We start from the raw sequence: 16847 nt of genomic DNA, 5'->3' as shown, positions 1-16847 counted from the left end.
CCGGGTGGCGGTCAGAAACCGCGCGGGAGGCCGAGCACCTGCGTCGCGAGGTAGTTGAGCAGAAGCTCCTCGGTCACGGGTGCCACCCTCCCGATCCGGGCGTCGGCGAGCAGCCGGGCCACCGGATACTCCAGCGAGTACGCCATGCCGCCGTGCGTCTGGAAAGCGGCGTCGGCGGCCTCCCAGGCGGCCTGGGAGGCGGTCAGCTTGGCGATGTTGGCCTCGGTGCCGCACGGCAGGCGCCGGTCGAACGACCACGCCGCCTTGTAGATCATCAGCCGGGCCAGCTCGATCTTCGCCTTCACCTGGGCGAGCGGGAACGCCACCGCCTGGTTGGCGCCGATCGGCCGGCCGAACACCTCGCGCTCCTTGGCGTACTGCACGGCCACCCGCAGCGCCACCTCGGCGCCGCCCAGCGCGGAGGCCGCCAGCAGGACGCGCTCGGGGTTGAGTATGTCCCACAGCACCGCCGCGCCCTGGTCGACCTCGCCGACCACGTTCGCGGCCGGCACCCGCAGGTCGTCGATGAACACCATGTTGGACGGTGTCGTGTTGGCGCCCATTTTGGGGATCGGCTGGAACGACAGCCGCCCGGCGGCGACCGCCTCGGGCACGTTCACCAGGAACACCGTCAGTCCGTGGGACCGCGGCCTGGCCTCGGCCACCGGGACCGTCCGGGTGACCAGCAGCATCCAGGCGGCCCGCTGCACGCCGGTGATCCAGATCTTCTGGCCGTTGATCACGAACTCGTCGCCTTCGCGGCGGGCCGACGTGGTGATCGCCAGCGAGTTGGAGCCCGCGTCGGGCTCGGTCAGCGCGAAGCACGTCTCCAGCTCGCCGGTGGCCAGCCGCGGCAGCAGCTCCTCCCGCTGCCGGTCGGTGCCGTGGCGGGTCAGGGTCAGTGCCCCGAAACCGGGCGTGAGCACGTACGTGAAGGCCGATCCGCCCGCCGCGCCGGACGCCGAGATCGTCTCGGTCGCCACGGCCAGCTCCAGCAGGCCCTGCCCGCCGCCGCCGAAGCGCTCGGGCACCGCCAGGCCCAGCCAGCCGCCCTTGCCGAGCTCTTCCCACACCTCCTGCGGCCAGCGCTTCTCGCTCTCGCACCGCTGCCAGTAGTCGAGGTCGTAGCGGGCGCAGATGTCGGCGATGCCACGCTGAACCGCGAGCGCGCTCTCCGGGAGAGTGAAATCCATCAGTCCATGGTAGAAGAAAGCTCTGTTCGCGGGCGAGGCCTGCGCGCGTGGAAGACGAACGCCGGAGGGGCGTTGCGCCACACCGTCCGCCCGGCCACCACTTCCTCGAACCGCTCGGCCAGCAGCGTCCGGAAGCGCCGCGCCCGGCTCAGCGGGATCGCGTGCACGTACGAGAAGGTGGTGAACGCGCCCGCGTGGCTCATCACCGACGTCACCGCGCCCATCAGCGTCAGCTGCAGCCCTTTCGGGAACGCCGCCCACGGCAGCCCGCTGACCACCACGTCCGCCTGTCCAAGATTGCGCTCGGCCAGCAGCGCGGACAGCTTGGCGGCGTCGCCGTTCACCACGTCCACGGCGGGGAAGCGCTCGGCCAGCAGCGCGGCCATCGTCTCGTTGAGCTCCACCGCCAGATGATGGCCGCGACCGCCCAGCCTGCGCTGGATCTCGGCGGTGAACGGGCCCGTGCCCGGCCCCAGCTCCACCACGGTCGGCTCGCCGCGCTCGGGCACCGGCGCGCACACCGCCGCGGCCAGCCGCTGCGAACTGGGCACCAGCGCCCCTATCGTGGCGGGCGAACGCAGGAACTGGCGCAGAAGCAGCGTGGTGTCGTTGGACATGACTCAAAGGTAAGGGTCCGGATCCCATGCGCGTCTCCGCCGGGGGGACGAAGAATCGGCCACTTGGAGGAGGAGGCATCCTCCGCCGGGAGGACTGTCCGGAAGGCCCCGCTCGATACCTTGGGTGCCATGAGCTGGCGTTGGCGCGGTGTGCCGTTCGACCTGCTCCTCGCCGCCGCGGGCGTCAGCCTGGACCTGCTGATGTCCGGTCAGGCGCGGCTCGGGGAGCTCGCACCGCAGTACACGATCGTCCCCCTGGCGCTGCTGGTCGGCGTCCCCCTCGGATTGGTGCGGCGCCGGCCGCTCGTGGCCGCGCTGTGGCTCGCGGGCGCCCTCGTCCTCACCGACCAGATGGGGGCCTACAGCTCCAACACCGCCCAGATGCTGCTGCTGGTCGCCGTCGGGCTCACCGCCTACCGGGAGCGCTGGCGCTCCATCGCGGTGGCCATGGCCGCGGCGGGCGTCGCCACCGCCGTCAACCTGGTCGACCCCGGCGCCGCCTTCTCGCTCAGGACCGGGCTCTACTGCGCGGGCGTCGCGATCTTCCCCGCGGTGGTCGGCGGCTACCTGCGCGGCCCGGTGGGCGAGCTGGAGCACCGCGACGTCACCCCCGACGTGCTGCTCGCCGCCGGCGGCCTGGCCTACACCATGCTGAGCACCTGGACGAGCTGGCACTCGGGGCCCCAGCCGGCCTGGATGACGGGCGTGCTCGCGGTCGCCGCCGGGCTGGCGCTCGGCGTGGCCAGGCGCATGCCGGGGCTCGTCTTCCTGTTCCACTGCATCCTCGTCGTCCTCGCCGACACCTACCTCCCCCAGGTGGTCAGCACCAGCCTGGTGCTGCTCCTCATCGCCCTCGGCGTGTTCGCCATGCGGGTCGCCTCCTGGGGGTGGACGGCCGCCGCCTACCTGGCCACCTGCCTGCTGGCCGGGGTCGCCGTCGTCGGCCCGGACACCGAGACCACCTTCTTCCGCGCCGCCGTCGTGTGCGCGCTCGTCCTCACCCCGGTCGCGATCGGCCGCTACCTCGGGGTCAAGCAGGCCGCCGCCGCGGCCGAGCGGCTGCGGGTGCGCGAGTCCACCCGGCTCACCGTCGCCCAGATGCGCGCCGACCAGCTCGCCGAGCGCGAGCGCATCGCCCGCGACGTGCACGACATCGTCGCCCACCACGTCGGCGCGATGGTGCTGCGGGCCGGCGCCGCCCGCTACACCGCCCCCGACGGCCCGGTCGCCGACGCGCTCACCGACATCCGCGAGACCGGCCACCAGGTGCTGGAGGACCTGCGCGGCCTGATCGACCTCTTACGCGACCCCGACCGGCAGCCCGGCCTGCTCGCCGACCCCAACGACGTGATCCGCGAGTCCGCCGAGCGGATGACGGCCGCCGGCCTCGCGGTGGATCTCGAACTCGACCGGGGCACCGACCACGCCCCGCTCGTCGCCCGCGCCTCCGCCGCGCGCATCGTCCAGGAAGGCCTCACGAACGTGCTCAAACACGCCGGACCCGGCACCGAGGTCCGCGTCCGGGTCAGCGCCGACCGCCACGGCGTCGGCGTCGAGATCCACAACGGCCGCCCGCCCACCACGATCGAGCGCCTGCCCTCCTCCGGGCGCGGGCTGGCGGGCATGCGGGAGCGGGTCCGCGCCCTCGGCGGCACCCTCAGCGCCGGTCCCGACGAGGACGGCGGCTGGCTGCTCGCCGCCAGCCTGCCCGCGGCCAGGAGCGTCTCGTGATCCGTGTCCTGGTCGCCGACGACCAGGTGCTCGTCCGGGCGGGCGTGCGGATGCTGCTGGAGGCCGACGGCGACATGGAGGTGGTCGCCGAGGCCGACGACGGCGCCGAGGCCGTCCGGCTGGCCGAGCGCCACCTGCCCGACGTCATCCTCATGGACCTGCGCATGCCCAGGGTCGACGGCCTGGAGGCGATCAAACGGGTGCTCGCCGCCCGCCCGGCCAGCCGCATCGTGGTGCTCACCACCTTCGCCGAGGACGCCAACGTGCACGCCGCGCTCCGCGCCGGCGCCGTCGGCTTCCTGGTCAAGGACGACGAGCCGGCGCGCATGGTCGACGCCGTCCGCCGCGCCCACGCCGGCGAGCAGCTCCTCGCCCCCTCGGTGCTGCGCCGCGTCGTCGAGCGCTTCCTGGCCGCCGGGGAGCAGTCCGCCGGGGCCGCCCCGCGCGGGCTCACCGAGCGCGAGATCGAGGTGCTCGCCCTGGTCGGCACCGGCCTGTCCAACGCCGAGATCGCCGAGGAGCTGCACGTCGGCGTCACCACCGTCAAGACCCACGTCGCCTCCGCGATGGAGAAGCTCGGCCTGCGCAACCGCATCCAGGCCGCCGTGGTCGCGCACCGCAGCGGCCTCGTCGACGCGTCCTTCCGCCCCGTACGTCCGCCGCGCGGCGGAGGGCAGGATAGCCCGGCAGGCTGACGACCGCCGGCGGGCCCGGCGCGCATCCTTGGTCCTCGATCGAAAGGACTGCGGACATGTCAGAAACGGATCTCTTCCAGCGCCCGCCCGCCTCGGCCCCCGTCAAGCCGGTCAACGCCGGCCTGCTGTACGCGCTGCGGCTGACGATCATCGCCCAGGCGGCGGGCCTCGTCGTGGCCGGCTCGCTCGCCGGACAGTCGGTCGCCACCGACGGGGCGATGGCCGAGCCCCACGTGATGGCCGGGATGCTCGTCCACCTCGTCGGGCTCCTGCAGATCGTCTTCGCCGTGCTCGTGTGGCGGCCCGGCCGCGGCGCCGGCTGGCCCGCCCTGGCCAGCCTCGCGCTGTTCGTCGCGGGGATGGGCCAGCACTTCACCTGGGAGATGCTCGGCGCCCACCTGCCCAACGGGATCGTCATGTCCGGGCTCGCCACCGCGCTGCTCATCTGGTCGTGGTCGCCGGGAGCGTCCCGCCGCCGCTAACCTCGTTCCTGTGTACGTGAAGATCTGCGGCCTGACCGACCCCGGCCACGTGGCCGCCGCCGTCGAGGCCGGCGCCGACGCCATCGGCTTCGTGCTGACCAGCAGCTCGCGCCGGATCACGCCCGAGCGGGCCGCCGAGCTGGGGGCCCTGGTGCCGCCGGAGGTGCTGACCGTGGGCGTCTTCCGCGGCGAGGACCCCGCCACGGTCCGGGCCGCGGCGCTCGCCGCCGGGGTGCGGGCCGTCCAGCTCCACGGCCACCACCCGCACGGCGACTTCACCGCGCTCAAGGACCTCGGCCGCACCCTGATCAGGGCCGTCGACGCGCGGGCCGACCTGCGGTGCGGCGCCTTCGACGAGAGCATGCTCATCGTCGACGCGCCCCGGGCGGGCTCCGGCGAGCCGTGGGACTGGTCGGCCGTCCGCGGCCGCTCTTCGGGGCAGTGGCTGCTCGCGGGCGGCCTGGCGCCGTCCAACGTCGCCGAGGCGATCGCCGCCGCCCGCCCTTGGGGGGTCGACGTCTCCAGCGGCGTCGAGACCGCTCCCGGCGTCAAGGACCCGGCGCTGATCGCCGCCTTCGTCGACGCCGCGCGCGCCGCCTCCTGACGCGCCCCCTCAGGGCGAGGTGACGCGCTCTCGGAGCGCCATGGGGAACGGAGTCGACGGGATGTCCGGGGAACGCTTACAGAGCGGGGAGCGGGCGCAGGAGTTCCTGCGCGGGTTCGCGCGGCGGCGGGCGCCGCGGGTGGTGCCGGTGCCCGGTGGCTTCGGGGTGCTCGACGATCGCTACGCGGCCTCGTACGACGACAACAAGCTCGTCGTGTGGCACGGTGAGGACCCGCGGGCCGTGCTAGCGGCGGCGGAGGAGGTGCTGGGGGCGCGTGGCCACCGGATGGTGTGCGTGCTCGACGACCGGCTCGGCCGGGAGTTCGCGCCCGCGTTCGCGGCGGCGGGCTACCGGCACGAGGAGAACGTGCTCATGGCCTACCGCGGCGACCCGCCCCGCGTCCCGCACGCCGAGGAGCTCTCCCTGGCGGTGCTGCTGCCCGTGCTGCGCGAGACCTGGCGCGAGACGCTGCCGGACGCCGGCGACGAGGTGGTCGAGCAGCTCGCCCGGCGGGCCGAGACCAGACTGCGCGGCGCCGGCCGGGTCGGGTTCCGCGGCGTGCGCAGCTCCGGCGGCGAGATCGCCGCCCGCGCCGACCTGTACGTCCATGACGGCGTGGCGCAGATCGAGGACCTGGTGACCGCCGTCCCGCATCGGGGCAGGGGGCACGCACGCGCGCTGATGCTCTCACTCCTGGCGGAGGCCACCGCGGCGGCCGGGCTGGTGTTCCTGGTGGCCGACGCGGGCGACTGGCCCAGGGAGTTCTACGCCCGCCTCGGATTCGCGGAGATCGGCCGCACGCACGACTTCGTCCGCGCCTGACGGCGGGAGCTTGGCCGGATGCGGCCCCGCTGGGCCGGAAGTTCGCGCAGTAGGGTCTGGGGCGTGAGTGAAACTTCCGCCGAGGACCGAATCTGGACGGTTCCCAACCTGCTGAGCTTCCTGCGTCTCCTTGGCGTGCCCGTGTTCCTGTGGCTGGCTCTGGGGCCGCGGGCCGACGGGTGGGCACTCGGGGTGCTCGCGGTGGCCGGGTTCACCGACTGGCTCGACGGGAAGATCGCTCGCGCGTTCAACCAGACCAGCAGGCTCGGGCGGCTGATCGACCCGGCCGCGGACAAGTTGTACGTGTTCGCGACCATTGTGGCGCTGCTGGTGCGGGAGATCATCCCGTGGTGGCTGGTGGCCGTGATCCTGGCCAGGGAAATCTTCGTCGCCTGTTCCTTCCCTGTACTCCGCAAGCATGGATATCGGGCACTTCAGGTGCATTTCCTGGGCAAGGCCGCCATGTTTAACCTCATGTATGCCTTCCCTCTCCTCTTCCTTGCCTCCCACACGGGGTGGTATGCCGAAGTGGCCCGCATCGTCGGGTGGGCGTTCGCGCTGTGGGGAACGGGCCTCTACTGGTGGGCAGGCGTGTTGTACGTGCTACAGGTGCGCCGGCTCGTGACCGCGACCACGAAGGAGTGAGCGGTGAAGGCGGTTGTCATGGCGGGCGGCGAAGGCACCCGGTTGCGGCCGATGACGGCCAACCAGCCCAAACCCCTGCTCCCCGTGGTCAACCGTCCGATCATGGAACATGTGCTGCGCCTGCTCAAACGGCACGGCATCACCGAGACCGTGGTCACGGTGCAGTTCCTGGCCGCGCTGGTGCGCAACTACTTCGGCGACGGCGACGAGCTCGGCATGCGCCTGCAGTACGCGACCGAGGACGTGCCCCTGGGCACCGCGGGGAGCGTGAAGAACGCCGCCGCCCGGCTGCGTGACGACCGTTTCCTGGTCATCTCCGGCGACGCGCTCACCGACATCGACCTGACCGACATGATCCGCTTCCACCGCGACACGGGGGCGCTCGTCACCATCGGGCTCAAGCGGGTGCCGAACCCGCTCGAGTTCGGCATCGTCATCGTCGACGAGGCCGGGCGGGTGCAGCGCTTCCTGGAGAAGCCCACCTGGGGCCAGGTCTTCTCCGACACCGTCAACACCGGCATCTACGTCATGGAGCCCGAGGTGCTGGGCGACGTCCCCACCGGCGAGCCCGCCGACTGGTCGGCCGACGTCTTCCCCAGGCTGCTGGAGCGCGGCGCCCCCATCTACGGCTACGTGGCCGACGGCTACTGGGAGGACGTCGGCAGCCACGACAGCTACCGCAAGGCCCAGGCCGACGCCCTGTCCGGCAAGGTCAGGCTCGACATCGGCGGCTTCGAGGTGTCGCCCGGCGTCTGGGTGGCCGGCTCCGCCTCGGTCGAGCCGGACGCCGTGCTCAAGGGGCCGCTGTTCGTCGGCGAGTACGCCAAGGTCGAGGCCGGCGCCGAGCTGCGCGAGTACACGGTGCTCGGCAACAACGCGGTGGTGCGCGAGGGCGCCTTCCTGCACCGCGCGATCGTGCACGACAACGTCTACCTCGGCCCCGGCACCCACCTGCGCGGCTGCGTGATCGGCAAGGCCACCGACGTGATGAGCGGCGCCCGCATCGAGGAGAACGCGATCATCGGCGACGAGTGCGTCATCGAGGCCGAGGCGTACGTCTCCAGCGGGGTCAAGATCTACCCGTTCAAGACCATCGAGGCCGGCGCGGTCGTCAACACCAGCGTCATCTGGGAGTCGCGCGGCCAGCGCGGCCTGTTCGGCCCGCGCGGGGTCAGCGGGCTGGTCAACGTCGAGATCACGCCCGAGCTCTGCGTCCGGCTGGCCAGCGCGTACGCCACCACGCTGAAGAAGGGCGAGTACGTCGTCACCTCGCGTGACTCCTCGCTGGCCGCCAGGGCGCTCAAGCGGGCCGTGATCGGCGCGCTCAACGCCAGCGCGATCAACGTCCACGACCTCGAGGCGGCGCCGCTGCCGGTGGCGCGCTTCCACACCGCCAGGGGCACCGCCGCCGGCGGCATCACGCTGCGCACCACCGCCGGCGACCCGCAGAGCGTCGACATCGTCATCATGGACGACCGCGGCGCCGACCTGCCCCCCGGCGCCCAGCGCAAGCTTGAGCGGGTCTTCTCCCGGCAGGAGTTCCGCCGCGCCTTCCCCGGCGAGATCGCCGAGCTGACCTTTCCGGCCAGGGCGGTCGAGGACTACTCGCACGAGCTGCTGGGCCGGGTCGACATGACCGGCGTGCGCGGGATGAAGGTGGTGGCAGACTGCGCGGGCGGCACCTCCTCGCTGGTGCTGCCGCGGTTGCTGGGCCGGGCCGGGATCGAGGTGCTCACCGTCAACGCGGTGCTGGACGACCTGTCGCCCACCGAGACGATCGCCGAGCGCCGGCGCGACCTGCAGCGGCTGTCGGAGCTCGTGAGCTCCTCACGCGCGGCCTTCGGCGTCAGGTTCGACCCGGTGGGGGAGCGCATCGCGCTGGTGGACGAGCAGGGCCAGCTCATCAGCGAGGAGCGGGCACTGCTGGTGGTCCTCGACCTGGTGGCCGCCGAGCGCAGGGGCGGGCAGGTGGCGCTGCCCGTCACCACCACCCGGGTCGCCGAGCAGGTGTGCCGCTTCCACGGCGTGCAGGTGCGGTGGACCTCGACCGCCGTCGACGCGCTCACCTCGGCCGCCGGCGACCCCGGCATGATCTTCGCCGGCGACGGGCGGGGCGGCTTCGTGGTGCCCGAGTTCAGCCCGGCCATCGACGGGCTGGCCGCGTTCATGAGGCTGCTCGGGCTGGTGGCCCGCACCCGGCTCTCGCTCAGCCAGATCGACGCCAGGATCCCCGAGGCCAAGCTGCTCAAGCGGACGATCCCGACGCAGTGGGCGGCGAAGGGGGCGGTGATGCGCTCGGTCATCGAGGCGGCCGAGTCGAGCGGCGACGGTCACCGGATCGACACCACCGACGGGGTGCGGGTGGTCGGCGACGACGGCAGCTGGGTGCTCATCCTGCCCGCCGCCACCGAACCGGCGACCGACCTGTGGGCGGAGGCGTCGGACGTCGACACCGCGCAGATCCTGCTCGAACGCTGGGCCCAGGTGGTCGAGCAGGCGACATGATCCATAACAGGCCGGATCCTGTCCACGATTTGTCTGGAAGGACCGCAAGATCGTAATGTTAAGACGCGCGGCGGCATGGACCTTCAGGTAGGGGCGGTTGTAACTTTGTCAGCGTCCGAACCTGTCGTCCAGCGCCCCGCCTTGACCTTTGCCGCTGATCAGCGTAAGTTGCGGCATTCGCCAAAACGTGAAGAGCGAAGCGAGGCGCGCCCCGAGCACCGTTGCCGCGACTTCGCGGTAGGAGGCCGAGCCGATCGATGCCGAGCGTCTACTGCACGCAGTGCGGGCATGCCAACCCCGAGGATGCCCGTTTCTGTTCCCGTTGTGGGACCCAGCTGACCAGACCCGAGGTCTCCGGGGACACGACATCGACGATCTCTGTCGCGGGAATAGAGGCGTACGAGGCTGAGACCGGCGACATGCTGCTGGCCGAGCGGGCGCTGGTGGAGCAGCTCCCGCCGGGCGCGGCGCTGCTCACCGTCACCAGGGGGCCCAACCAGGGCAGCCGGTTCCGGCTCGACAAGGAGCTGACCACCACCGGCCGCCACCCGGAGAGCGACATCTTCCTCGACGACATCACGGTCTCGCGCCGTCATGTCGAGTTCTACCGCCATCGCGGCGGCCAGTTCTCGGTGCGCGACGTGGGCAGCCTCAACGGCACCTACGTCAACCGGGAGCGCATCGAGGAGGTCCCGCTCCACTCCGGGGACGAGGTGCAGATCGGCAAGTTCCGGCTGCTGTTCCTGATGCGGACCCCCGCCGGCACATGAGCTCACAGGCGGCACGCTCGCACATGAGCATCGGGGAGGTGCTCGCCCTGCTGCAGGGCGAGTTCCCCGACGTCACCATCTCCAAGATCCGTTTCCTGGAGGGCGAAGGGCTGATCGAGCCGGAGCGCACCCCGTCCGGCTTCCGCAAGTTCACCCACCTGCACGTCGAGCAGCTGCGTTACATCCTGACCGAGCAGCGCGACCACTACCTCCCGTTGCGCGTGATCAAGGACAAGATGGCCGAGAGCTTCGGCCGTCCCCGCGCGCTGCACGACAAGCAGGAGGTCAAGCTCACCCGGGCCGAGCTGCTGGAGTCCGCGGGGCTCGACGAGGAGACGCTGACCGAGCTGGAGGACTACGGGCTGCTGGCGCCGGTCGCCCGGCGCTACGACGAGGAAGCGCTGAAGATCGCCCGGGCCGTGGGCGGGCTGGCCCGCTTCGGCCTGCACGCCCGTCATCTGCGCGCCGTCAAGGCCGCGGCGGAGCGGGAGGCCGGTCTGGTCGAGCAGACGGTCGCGCCCATACTCAAACGCCGCAAGCCCGGCGCGATCGGTGAGGCCGACGAAGCGGCCAGGGAGCTGTCGGCACTCCTGCTCGACCTCCATGCCGCCCTGCTGCGTACGGGGGTTCGTGGCGTTCTGGGCCGATGAGCGGCCTGCGGGACATTCAGGGCTCGGCGGGTGTTACGTTGAAATGCAGAAGCGGACCAGCGATGACCTGAGCCGGGCCACCGGCCAGTCGAATATGGAGCAGCCCGTGTTGCAGATGGAGGTAGTGGGCGTTCGGGTAGAAATGCCCACCAATCAGCCGATCGTTCTGCTCAAGGAGGCACACGGGGAGCGGTTCCTGCCGATCTGGATCGGCATGACCGAAGCGACGGCCATAGCGCTGGCACAGGCCGACGAGCCGCCGCCCCGGCCGCTCACCCACGATCTTTTCAGGGACGTGCTGAGCGCGCTCGGCGTGGGTCTGCGCGCCGTCAACATCGTCGCTCTGCGTGACGGCATCTTCTTCGCCGACCTCGTGTTCTCCAACGGCGTGGAGGTCAGCGCCCGGCCCTCCGACTCGATCGCGCTGGCGCTCCGCACCGGAGCCCGCATCTTCGCCAGCGAGGAGGTGGTCCAGGAGGCCGGTGTGATCATCCCCGACGACCAGGAGGACGAGGTGGAGAAGTTCAGGGAGTTCCTTGACACGATCTCACCCGAGGACTTCGGCCGGGCGGGGTAGGTATTTCAGTGCATTTACGCTTCACGACGCGCCGAGCCGGATCGTTGACTGAGCATGGTCACGGTCCTACGGTGCAAGTGAAACCCGTGGTCGACCTTTTACGAACCCCCAGATGAGGCCACGGGATGAGAGAAAGCCGGAGGTCCGCGTGGCGGTCAGCAGCGGCGAGGGAAAGACGGCCGGCCAGGAAGATCCGGTGCGGCGCGAGAGTGCGCGGCAGCGTGCCGGAGAACAAGGATTGCTCTTCGACGAGCAGCCTGCCACGCTGCCGGACGACATCGGATACCGCGGGCCGACAGCCTGCGCGGCGGCCGGCATCACCTACAGGCAGCTCGACTACTGGGCGCGCACGGGCCTGGTGGAGCCCACGATAAGAGCCGCGCACGGCTCCGGCTCCCAGCGCCTCTACAGCTTCCGCGACATCCTGGTCCTGAAAGTCGTCAAGCGGCTCCTCGACACCGGAGTCTCCCTCCAGCAGATCCGCACCGCCGTCCAGCATCTGCGCGACCGCGGGGTCGCCGACCTCGCGCAGATCACGCTGATGAGCGACGGCGTCAGCGTCTACGAGTGCACCTCGGCCGACGAGGTCATCGACCTTCTCCAGGGCGGTCAGGGCGTGTTCGGCATAGCGCTCGGCCGGGTCTGGCGCGAGGTCGAAGGATCCCTCGCGGAGCTGCCGGGGGAACGGGCGGCGGTCGTGGACGACGTCCCGGCCGACCATCCCGCTGACGAACTGGCCCGGCGGCGGCGCGCGCGCCGCATCGGGTGACGCCCCGTACCACCCCAATTCGGGTCGAGGCTGTAATCTAGGACATGCTGACGACCCCGTGCGGGAGAGTCCCCGGCACCGCCGGGGCGCCGAAGGAGCAACCCTCCCCGGAATCTCTCAGGCGCCCGTACCGCTCGGGTGAGGCAACTCTGGAAAGCAGGTGCGTCCGCCAGGCGCACTTCACCGACGGTGCAAGCCCCGTAGCGGGGTGAAGCTCTCAGGTCGCCATGACAGAGGGGGAGATCCGGCATACGCCCGCGCCCAGCGCCGGTCTCCACAGCCTCGGGAGGCATCTCCATGACCGACCTGTCAGCACCGCCGTTCTCCAGCAGGCACATCGGGCCCTCAGCGGCCGAGCAGCAGCGCATGCTCGAGGCCGTCGGCTTCGAATCGGTCGCGGACCTGGTCGCGGTGGCCGTGCCCGAGGCCATCAGGGCCAAGGACCGGCTCAAACTGCCGGCCGCCGCGAGCGAGGCCGAGGCCATCGCCGAACTGCGCGCCCTCGCCGGCCGCAACCAGGTGCTCACCTCCATGATCGGCCTCGGCTACCACGACACGGTCACGCCCGCCGTCATCCGCCGCAACCTCCTGGAGAACCCGGGCTGGTACACCGCCTACACCCCGTACCAGCCGGAGATCTCGCAGGGCCGGCTGGAGGCGCTGCTGAACTTCCAGACCGTCGTCTCCGACCTCACCGGCCTGCCCGTCGCCGGGGCGTCCCTGCTCGACGAGGCCACCGCCGCGGCCGAGGGCATGACGCTGGCACGCCGCGCCGGCAAGGCCAAGAGCCCGGTGTTCGTGGTGGACGCCGACACGCTGCCGCAGACCAAGGCCGTGCTGGCCACCCGCGCCGAACCGCTCGGCATCGAGCTCGTCGAGAGCGACCTGACCGGCGACCTGCCCGAATGCTTCGGCGTGCTGGTCCAGTACCCCGGCGCGTCCGGGCGGCTGCGCGACTTCCGCGCCGTGGCCGAGCGGGCGCACGAGGCCGGCGCGCTGGTCGTGGCCGCCGCCGACCTGCTGGCGCTCACGCTCCTGGCCGCCCCGGGCGAGCTCGGCGCCGACATCGCCGTCGGCTCCTCCCAGCGGTTCGGCGTGTCGTTCGGCTACGGCGGGCCGCACGCCGCCTACATGTCCGTACGCGAGGGACTGCAGCGCCAGATGCCCGGCCGCCTGGTCGGGGTGTCGGTCGACGCCGACGGCGCGGCCGCGTACCGGCTGGCCCTGCAGACCCGCGAGCAGCACATCCGCCGCGAGAAGGCCACGAGCAACATCTGCACCGCGCAGGTCCTGCTCGCCGTGATCGCCGGCATGTACGCCGTCTACCACGGGCCCGACGGGCTGCGGCGGATCGCCCGGCGGGTGCACCGGCACGCCGCCGCGCTCGCCGCGGGGCTGCGCGAGGGCGGCGTCGAGGTCGTGCACGCCGAGTTCTTCGACACCGTGCTGGCCCGCGTCCCCGGCCGGGCCGCCGGCATCGTCGCCGCGGCCGCCGAGCGCGGCGTCAACCTGTGGCAGGCCGACGCCGACCACGTCTCCATCGCCTGCGACGAGAAGACCGGCGCCGCCGAGCTCGCCAAGGTATGGGCGGCCTTCGGCGTCGAGCGCACGGACGCCGCTCTGGACGCCGTGGACGACGCGCTGCCGTCCTCCCTGCTGCGCGAGTCGGACTTCCTCACCCACCCGGTGTTCAACACCCACCACAGCGAGACCTCGATGCTGCGCTACCTGCGCAGGCTCCAGGACAAGGACATCGCGCTCGACCGTTCGATGATCCCGCTCGGCTCCTGCACGATGAAGCTGAACGCGACCACCGAGATGGAGCCCATCACCTGGCCCGAGTTCGCCGGCATCCACCCGTACGCGCCCGAGGCGCAGGCGCTCGGCTACGGCGAGCTGATCCGCACGCTGGAGGACTGGCTCGCCGAGGTCACCGGCTACGACAAGGTCTCCATCCAGCCGAACGCCGGCTCCCAGGGCGAGTTCGCCGGGCTGCTGGCCATCCGCGCCTACCACCGCGCCAACGGGGACACCGGGCGCGACGTCTGCCTCATCCCGTCGTCCGCCCACGGCACCAACGCCGCCAGCGCCGTCATGGCCGGCATGCGGGTCGTGGTCGTGGCCTGCGACGACGACGGCAACGTCGACCTGGCCGACCTCGACGCCAAGATCGGCAAGCACCGCGACCGGCTGGCCGCCATCATGGTCACCTACCCGTCGACGCACGGCGTCTACGAGGAGACCGTCACGGAGATCTGCGCCAAGGTGCACGACGCCGGCGGCCAGGTGTACGTCGACGGGGCCAACCTCAACGCGCTCGTCGGCCTGGCCAAGCCCGGCGAGTTCGGCGCCGACGTCTCCCATCTCAACCTGCACAAGACGTTCTGCATCCCGCACGGCGGCGGCGGGCCCGGCGTCGGCCCGGTCGCCGTCCGCGCCCACCTCGCCCCCTACCTGCCCGGCCACCCGCTGCGCGACGGCTCGCCCGTCGGGCCCGTCTCTGCCGCTCCGTACGGCTCCGCCGGGATCCTGCCGATCTCGTGGGCGTACATCAGGATGATGGGCAGCGACGGCCTCACCGCAGCCACCGAGCAGGCCATCCTGTCGGCCAACTACCTCGCCCGCGGCCTCGCCCCGCACTACCCCGTCCTCTACACCGGCAGGGGCGGGCTGGTCGCCCACGAGTGCATCGTCGACCTGCGGCAGATCACCAAGGAGACCGGCGTCACCGTCGACGACGTGGCCAAGCGGCTCATCGACTACGGCTTCCACGCGCCCACCATGTCCTTCCCCGTCGCCGGGACGCTCATGATCGAGCCGACCGAGAGCGAGGACCTGGCCGAGCTGGACCGGTTCGTGGACGCGATGGTCGCCATCCGCGCGGAGATCGCCAAGGTGGCCTCCGGCGAGTACGACCCGGCCGACAACCCCCTGCGGAACGCCCCGCACACCGCGGAGGCGCTGACCGCCGACGAGTGGAGTCACCCGTACTCGCGGAGCGAGGCGGCCTATCCGGTGCCGTCGCTGCGCGAGGACAAGTACTGGGTGCCGGTGCGGCGGATCGACCAGGCGTACGGCGACCGCAACCTGGTGTGCTCCTGCCCGCCTCTGGAGGCGTACGAGGACTGACAACGGCGGTCCAGGCCCGGCCCTGCGCGGCCGGGCCTGTTCGCGTTCCAGGGGGGCATTTCGGACCAATCGGGCGTCAGCCAGACCGATGGGGTCAACCGAGCAGACATGATCGCGAGAACTCGTTAGGCTCGGGGCGTTCGTCGCCGAAGGAGCTCTCTTGACGTTCTCAGAGCTGGAGACCCCGCCGCTCGACACCGCCCGCCGCCTGGCCGAAGGCGGTGACCTCGACGGCGCGGCCGCCATACTCGCCGAGCTCGCCGCGCAGCCCGGCAGCCCCGATCGGGCGCAGGCCGCCGTGGGGCTCGCCGTGGTGCTCGACCAGGCGGGCGACGTGGAGGGGGCGCGGGCCGCCGCCAGGACGGCGCTGGCCACCGGGCATCCCGAGTTCGCCGCCCAAGCCGCCTGCCACCTCGCCCAGGGGTTCGAGCGTGAAGGGCGGCTGGACCAGGCGCGCGGGGCCTGGCAGGCCGTGCTCGGCGTCGGCACCCCCTCGTACGTGCCGCTCGCGCACCTGGCGCTGGCCCGGCTGGCCGGCGAGGTGGGCGACTACGACGAGGCGGAGGCCGAGCTGCGCGCCGCCATCGAGACGGGCCATCGGACCGGGGACGACGCCCCGGCCGGCGGGGAAGCCTCGCGTGAGGGAGCCGAGCCGGACGGACCCGCCGTCGAGGTGCGGGTGCACGCCGCGCAGCAGCTCGCCGACCTGCTGATCGGGCGCGAGGAGCCGGGAGAGGCCGCCGACGTGCTGCTCGACGCGCTGGAGGACGCCGCCTCCGGTGAGGACGCGGCGCGGTTGCGCGTGCAGCTCGGCATCGCGCACCTGGAGATGGCCTGCGCCGAGTTCGCCGAGGCCGTCGAGCAGGGTGGCGAGGCGCAGGTGAGCGCGCTGGCGATCGAGCTGCTGGCCCGCACGCTTCCCCTGCGCGGCCGCGACGACGCCGCCGGGCAGGTGTGGGCGTACGGGCTGGAGCACCAGGACGAAGGCCTGGCGGCCGAAGTACGCCTCCGCTACGACCGCGACACCTGAGCCGACCCGCCCCTTTCAACCCATGCACCGTGCGTGCCGGCTGTCATCGGGTAGTGCGGGCGAACTGCGGTTGAGAATATCTCCAGGCCGCGCCGGCTCTGCCCTCTCATGGGTTGCGGATCGCAGCTGACCGCATGAGAACCTGATGGGTCACGGGTGGACGAGGTGGAGGGTGCGCAGCTGACCGCGTGAGAACCCTTCGGCCGCGTCAGTGGTCGGTCTCGTCCGCTTGGGTTGTGGAGTGGGGGCAGCCGTGTGATCCATTTCGGGTGTTGGCGGCTCGCCGCTGTGGGTTGACGGGGCGGGCGGCCGATTCTCGGCGGCAGGTCAAGACCTTTTCGGGAACCCCCACGGGTCGGGCGCCGCAAGGCGTGCCTTCGGCCCGCTCAGCTCGCCGTAGTTCCAGGGGCGTGGTGGCCGGGCTTGCCTTGACCGTCAGGGGCGGCGCATCAGCGCGCTGGCGGCAGGTCAAGACCCTTTTTGGGAACCCCCACGGGTCGGGCGCCGTAAGGCGTGCCTTCGGCCCGCTCGGCTCGCCGTAGTTCCAGGGGCGTGGTGGCCGGGCTTGCCTTGACCGTCAGGGGCGGCGCATCAGCGCGCTGGCGGCAGGTCAAGACCCTTTTTGGG

General features: G+C 71.9%; 15 protein-coding genes and 1 riboswitch. Of the genes, 13 read left to right on the top strand and 2 right to left on the bottom strand.

What is annotated here, in order from left to right; genetic code table 11:
• Positions 1–11: 11 nt before the first annotated feature.
• Together ACIBF7_RS09140 and ACIBF7_RS09135 are read right to left on the bottom strand one after the other, a co-directional pair.
• A complete protein-coding gene (locus ACIBF7_RS09140; RefSeq protein ID WP_397196825.1) occupies positions 12–1193 on the bottom strand; it encodes an acyl-CoA dehydrogenase family protein in 1182 nt (393 codons plus the stop codon).
• Positions 1193–1810, bottom strand: coding sequence for a class I SAM-dependent methyltransferase (locus ACIBF7_RS09135; RefSeq protein ID WP_148031972.1), 618 nt, complete (start codon positions 1808–1810; stop codon positions 1193–1195). The genes ACIBF7_RS09140 and ACIBF7_RS09135 overlap by 1 nt, the downstream gene beginning before the upstream one ends.
• 129 nt (positions 1811–1939) lie before the next feature.
• Between ACIBF7_RS09135 and ACIBF7_RS09130 the strand changes: the two genes are divergently transcribed.
• From ACIBF7_RS09130 to ACIBF7_RS09070, 13 genes are all read left to right on the top strand, one after another.
• Complete coding sequence (locus ACIBF7_RS09130; protein WP_246639644.1) at positions 1940–3541, top strand: histidine kinase; 1602 nt, start codon at positions 1940–1942, stop codon at positions 3539–3541.
• Positions 3538–4236 carry a response regulator gene (locus tag ACIBF7_RS09125; protein WP_397196824.1) on the top strand — a complete coding sequence of 233 codons (699 nt, stop codon included), beginning with the start codon at positions 3538–3540 and terminating at the stop codon, positions 4234–4236. Before ACIBF7_RS09130 ends, ACIBF7_RS09125 begins: the two co-directional genes overlap by 4 nt.
• Positions 4237–4292: 56 nt before the next feature.
• Positions 4293–4718 carry a hypothetical protein gene (locus ACIBF7_RS09120; protein WP_148031970.1) on the top strand — a complete coding sequence of 142 codons (426 nt, stop codon included), beginning with the start codon at positions 4293–4295 and terminating at the stop codon, positions 4716–4718.
• 10 nt (positions 4719–4728) lie between these two features.
• Complete coding sequence (locus ACIBF7_RS09115; protein ID WP_271276566.1) at positions 4729–5322, top strand: phosphoribosylanthranilate isomerase; 594 nt, start codon at positions 4729–4731, stop codon at positions 5320–5322.
• A 61-nt stretch (positions 5323–5383) separates the two neighbouring features.
• Positions 5384–6145, top strand: a complete 762-nt coding sequence (locus ACIBF7_RS09110) for a GNAT family N-acetyltransferase (RefSeq protein WP_271276567.1) — start codon at positions 5384–5386, stop codon at positions 6143–6145.
• A gap of 63 nt (positions 6146–6208) precedes the next feature.
• Complete coding sequence (locus ACIBF7_RS09105) at positions 6209–6790, top strand: CDP-alcohol phosphatidyltransferase family protein (RefSeq protein ID WP_261808589.1); 582 nt, start codon at positions 6209–6211, stop codon at positions 6788–6790.
• 3 nt (positions 6791–6793) lie between these two features.
• Positions 6794–9295, top strand: coding sequence for a mannose-1-phosphate guanyltransferase (locus ACIBF7_RS09100; RefSeq protein ID WP_219544407.1), 2502 nt, complete (start codon positions 6794–6796; stop codon positions 9293–9295).
• A 257-nt stretch (positions 9296–9552) separates the two neighbouring features.
• Positions 9553–10065: an FHA domain-containing protein gene (locus tag ACIBF7_RS09095; protein ID WP_364236307.1), complete on the top strand. Its 513-nt coding sequence runs from the start codon at positions 9553–9555 to the stop codon at positions 10063–10065.
• Positions 10066–10088: 23 nt separating this feature from the next.
• Positions 10089–10715, top strand: coding sequence for a MerR family transcriptional regulator (locus ACIBF7_RS09090; RefSeq protein WP_148031964.1), 627 nt, complete (start codon positions 10089–10091; stop codon positions 10713–10715).
• Between the two features lie 106 nt (positions 10716–10821).
• Positions 10822–11292: a bifunctional nuclease family protein gene (locus ACIBF7_RS09085; protein WP_148031963.1), complete on the top strand. Its 471-nt coding sequence runs from the start codon at positions 10822–10824 to the stop codon at positions 11290–11292.
• Positions 11293–11440: 148 nt separating this feature from the next.
• On the top strand, positions 11441–12061 hold the full coding sequence (locus ACIBF7_RS09080) for a MerR family transcriptional regulator (protein ID WP_148031962.1): 621 nt from the start codon (positions 11441–11443) through the stop codon (positions 12059–12061).
• Between the two features lie 51 nt (positions 12062–12112).
• Positions 12113–12204, top strand: a riboswitch (glycine riboswitch).
• A gap of 154 nt (positions 12205–12358) precedes the next feature.
• Positions 12359–15190, top strand: a complete 2832-nt coding sequence (gcvP, locus tag ACIBF7_RS09075) for an aminomethyl-transferring glycine dehydrogenase (protein WP_364236304.1) — start codon at positions 12359–12361, stop codon at positions 15188–15190.
• 160 nt (positions 15191–15350) lie between these two features.
• A complete protein-coding gene (locus ACIBF7_RS09070) occupies positions 15351–16220 on the top strand; it encodes a tetratricopeptide repeat protein (RefSeq protein ID WP_397196823.1) in 870 nt (289 codons plus the stop codon).
• Positions 16221–16847: the final 627 nt, after the last annotated feature.

It is taken from the genome of Nonomuraea sp. NPDC050478 (genome assembly GCF_044458265.1).
Taxonomy (GTDB): domain Bacteria; phylum Actinomycetota; class Actinomycetes; order Streptosporangiales; family Streptosporangiaceae; genus Nonomuraea; species Nonomuraea ferruginea.
Note: the sequence above shows the minus strand (reverse complement) of the source record. Positions and strands in the feature narration are given on the sequence as shown.

Coding starts and splice junctions, on each gene's coding strand:
- ACIBF7_RS09120 (WP_148031970.1), top strand. CDS start 4,293: ATGTCAGAAACGGATCTCTTCCAGCGCCCGCCCGCCTCGGCCCCCGTC.
- gcvP (WP_364236304.1), top strand. CDS start 12,359: ATGACCGACCTGTCAGCACCGCCGTTCTCCAGCAGGCACATCGGGCCC.
- ACIBF7_RS09095 (WP_364236307.1), top strand. CDS start 9,553: ATGCCGAGCGTCTACTGCACGCAGTGCGGGCATGCCAACCCCGAGGAT.
- ACIBF7_RS09130 (WP_246639644.1), top strand. CDS start 1,940: ATGAGCTGGCGTTGGCGCGGTGTGCCGTTCGACCTGCTCCTCGCCGCC.
- ACIBF7_RS09135 (WP_148031972.1), bottom strand. CDS start 1,810: ATGTCCAACGACACCACGCTGCTTCTGCGCCAGTTCCTGCGTTCGCCC.
- ACIBF7_RS09110 (WP_271276567.1), top strand. CDS start 5,384: ATGTCCGGGGAACGCTTACAGAGCGGGGAGCGGGCGCAGGAGTTCCTG.
- ACIBF7_RS09140 (WP_397196825.1), bottom strand. CDS start 1,193: ATGGATTTCACTCTCCCGGAGAGCGCGCTCGCGGTTCAGCGTGGCATC.
- ACIBF7_RS09090 (WP_148031964.1), top strand. CDS start 10,089: ATGAGCATCGGGGAGGTGCTCGCCCTGCTGCAGGGCGAGTTCCCCGAC.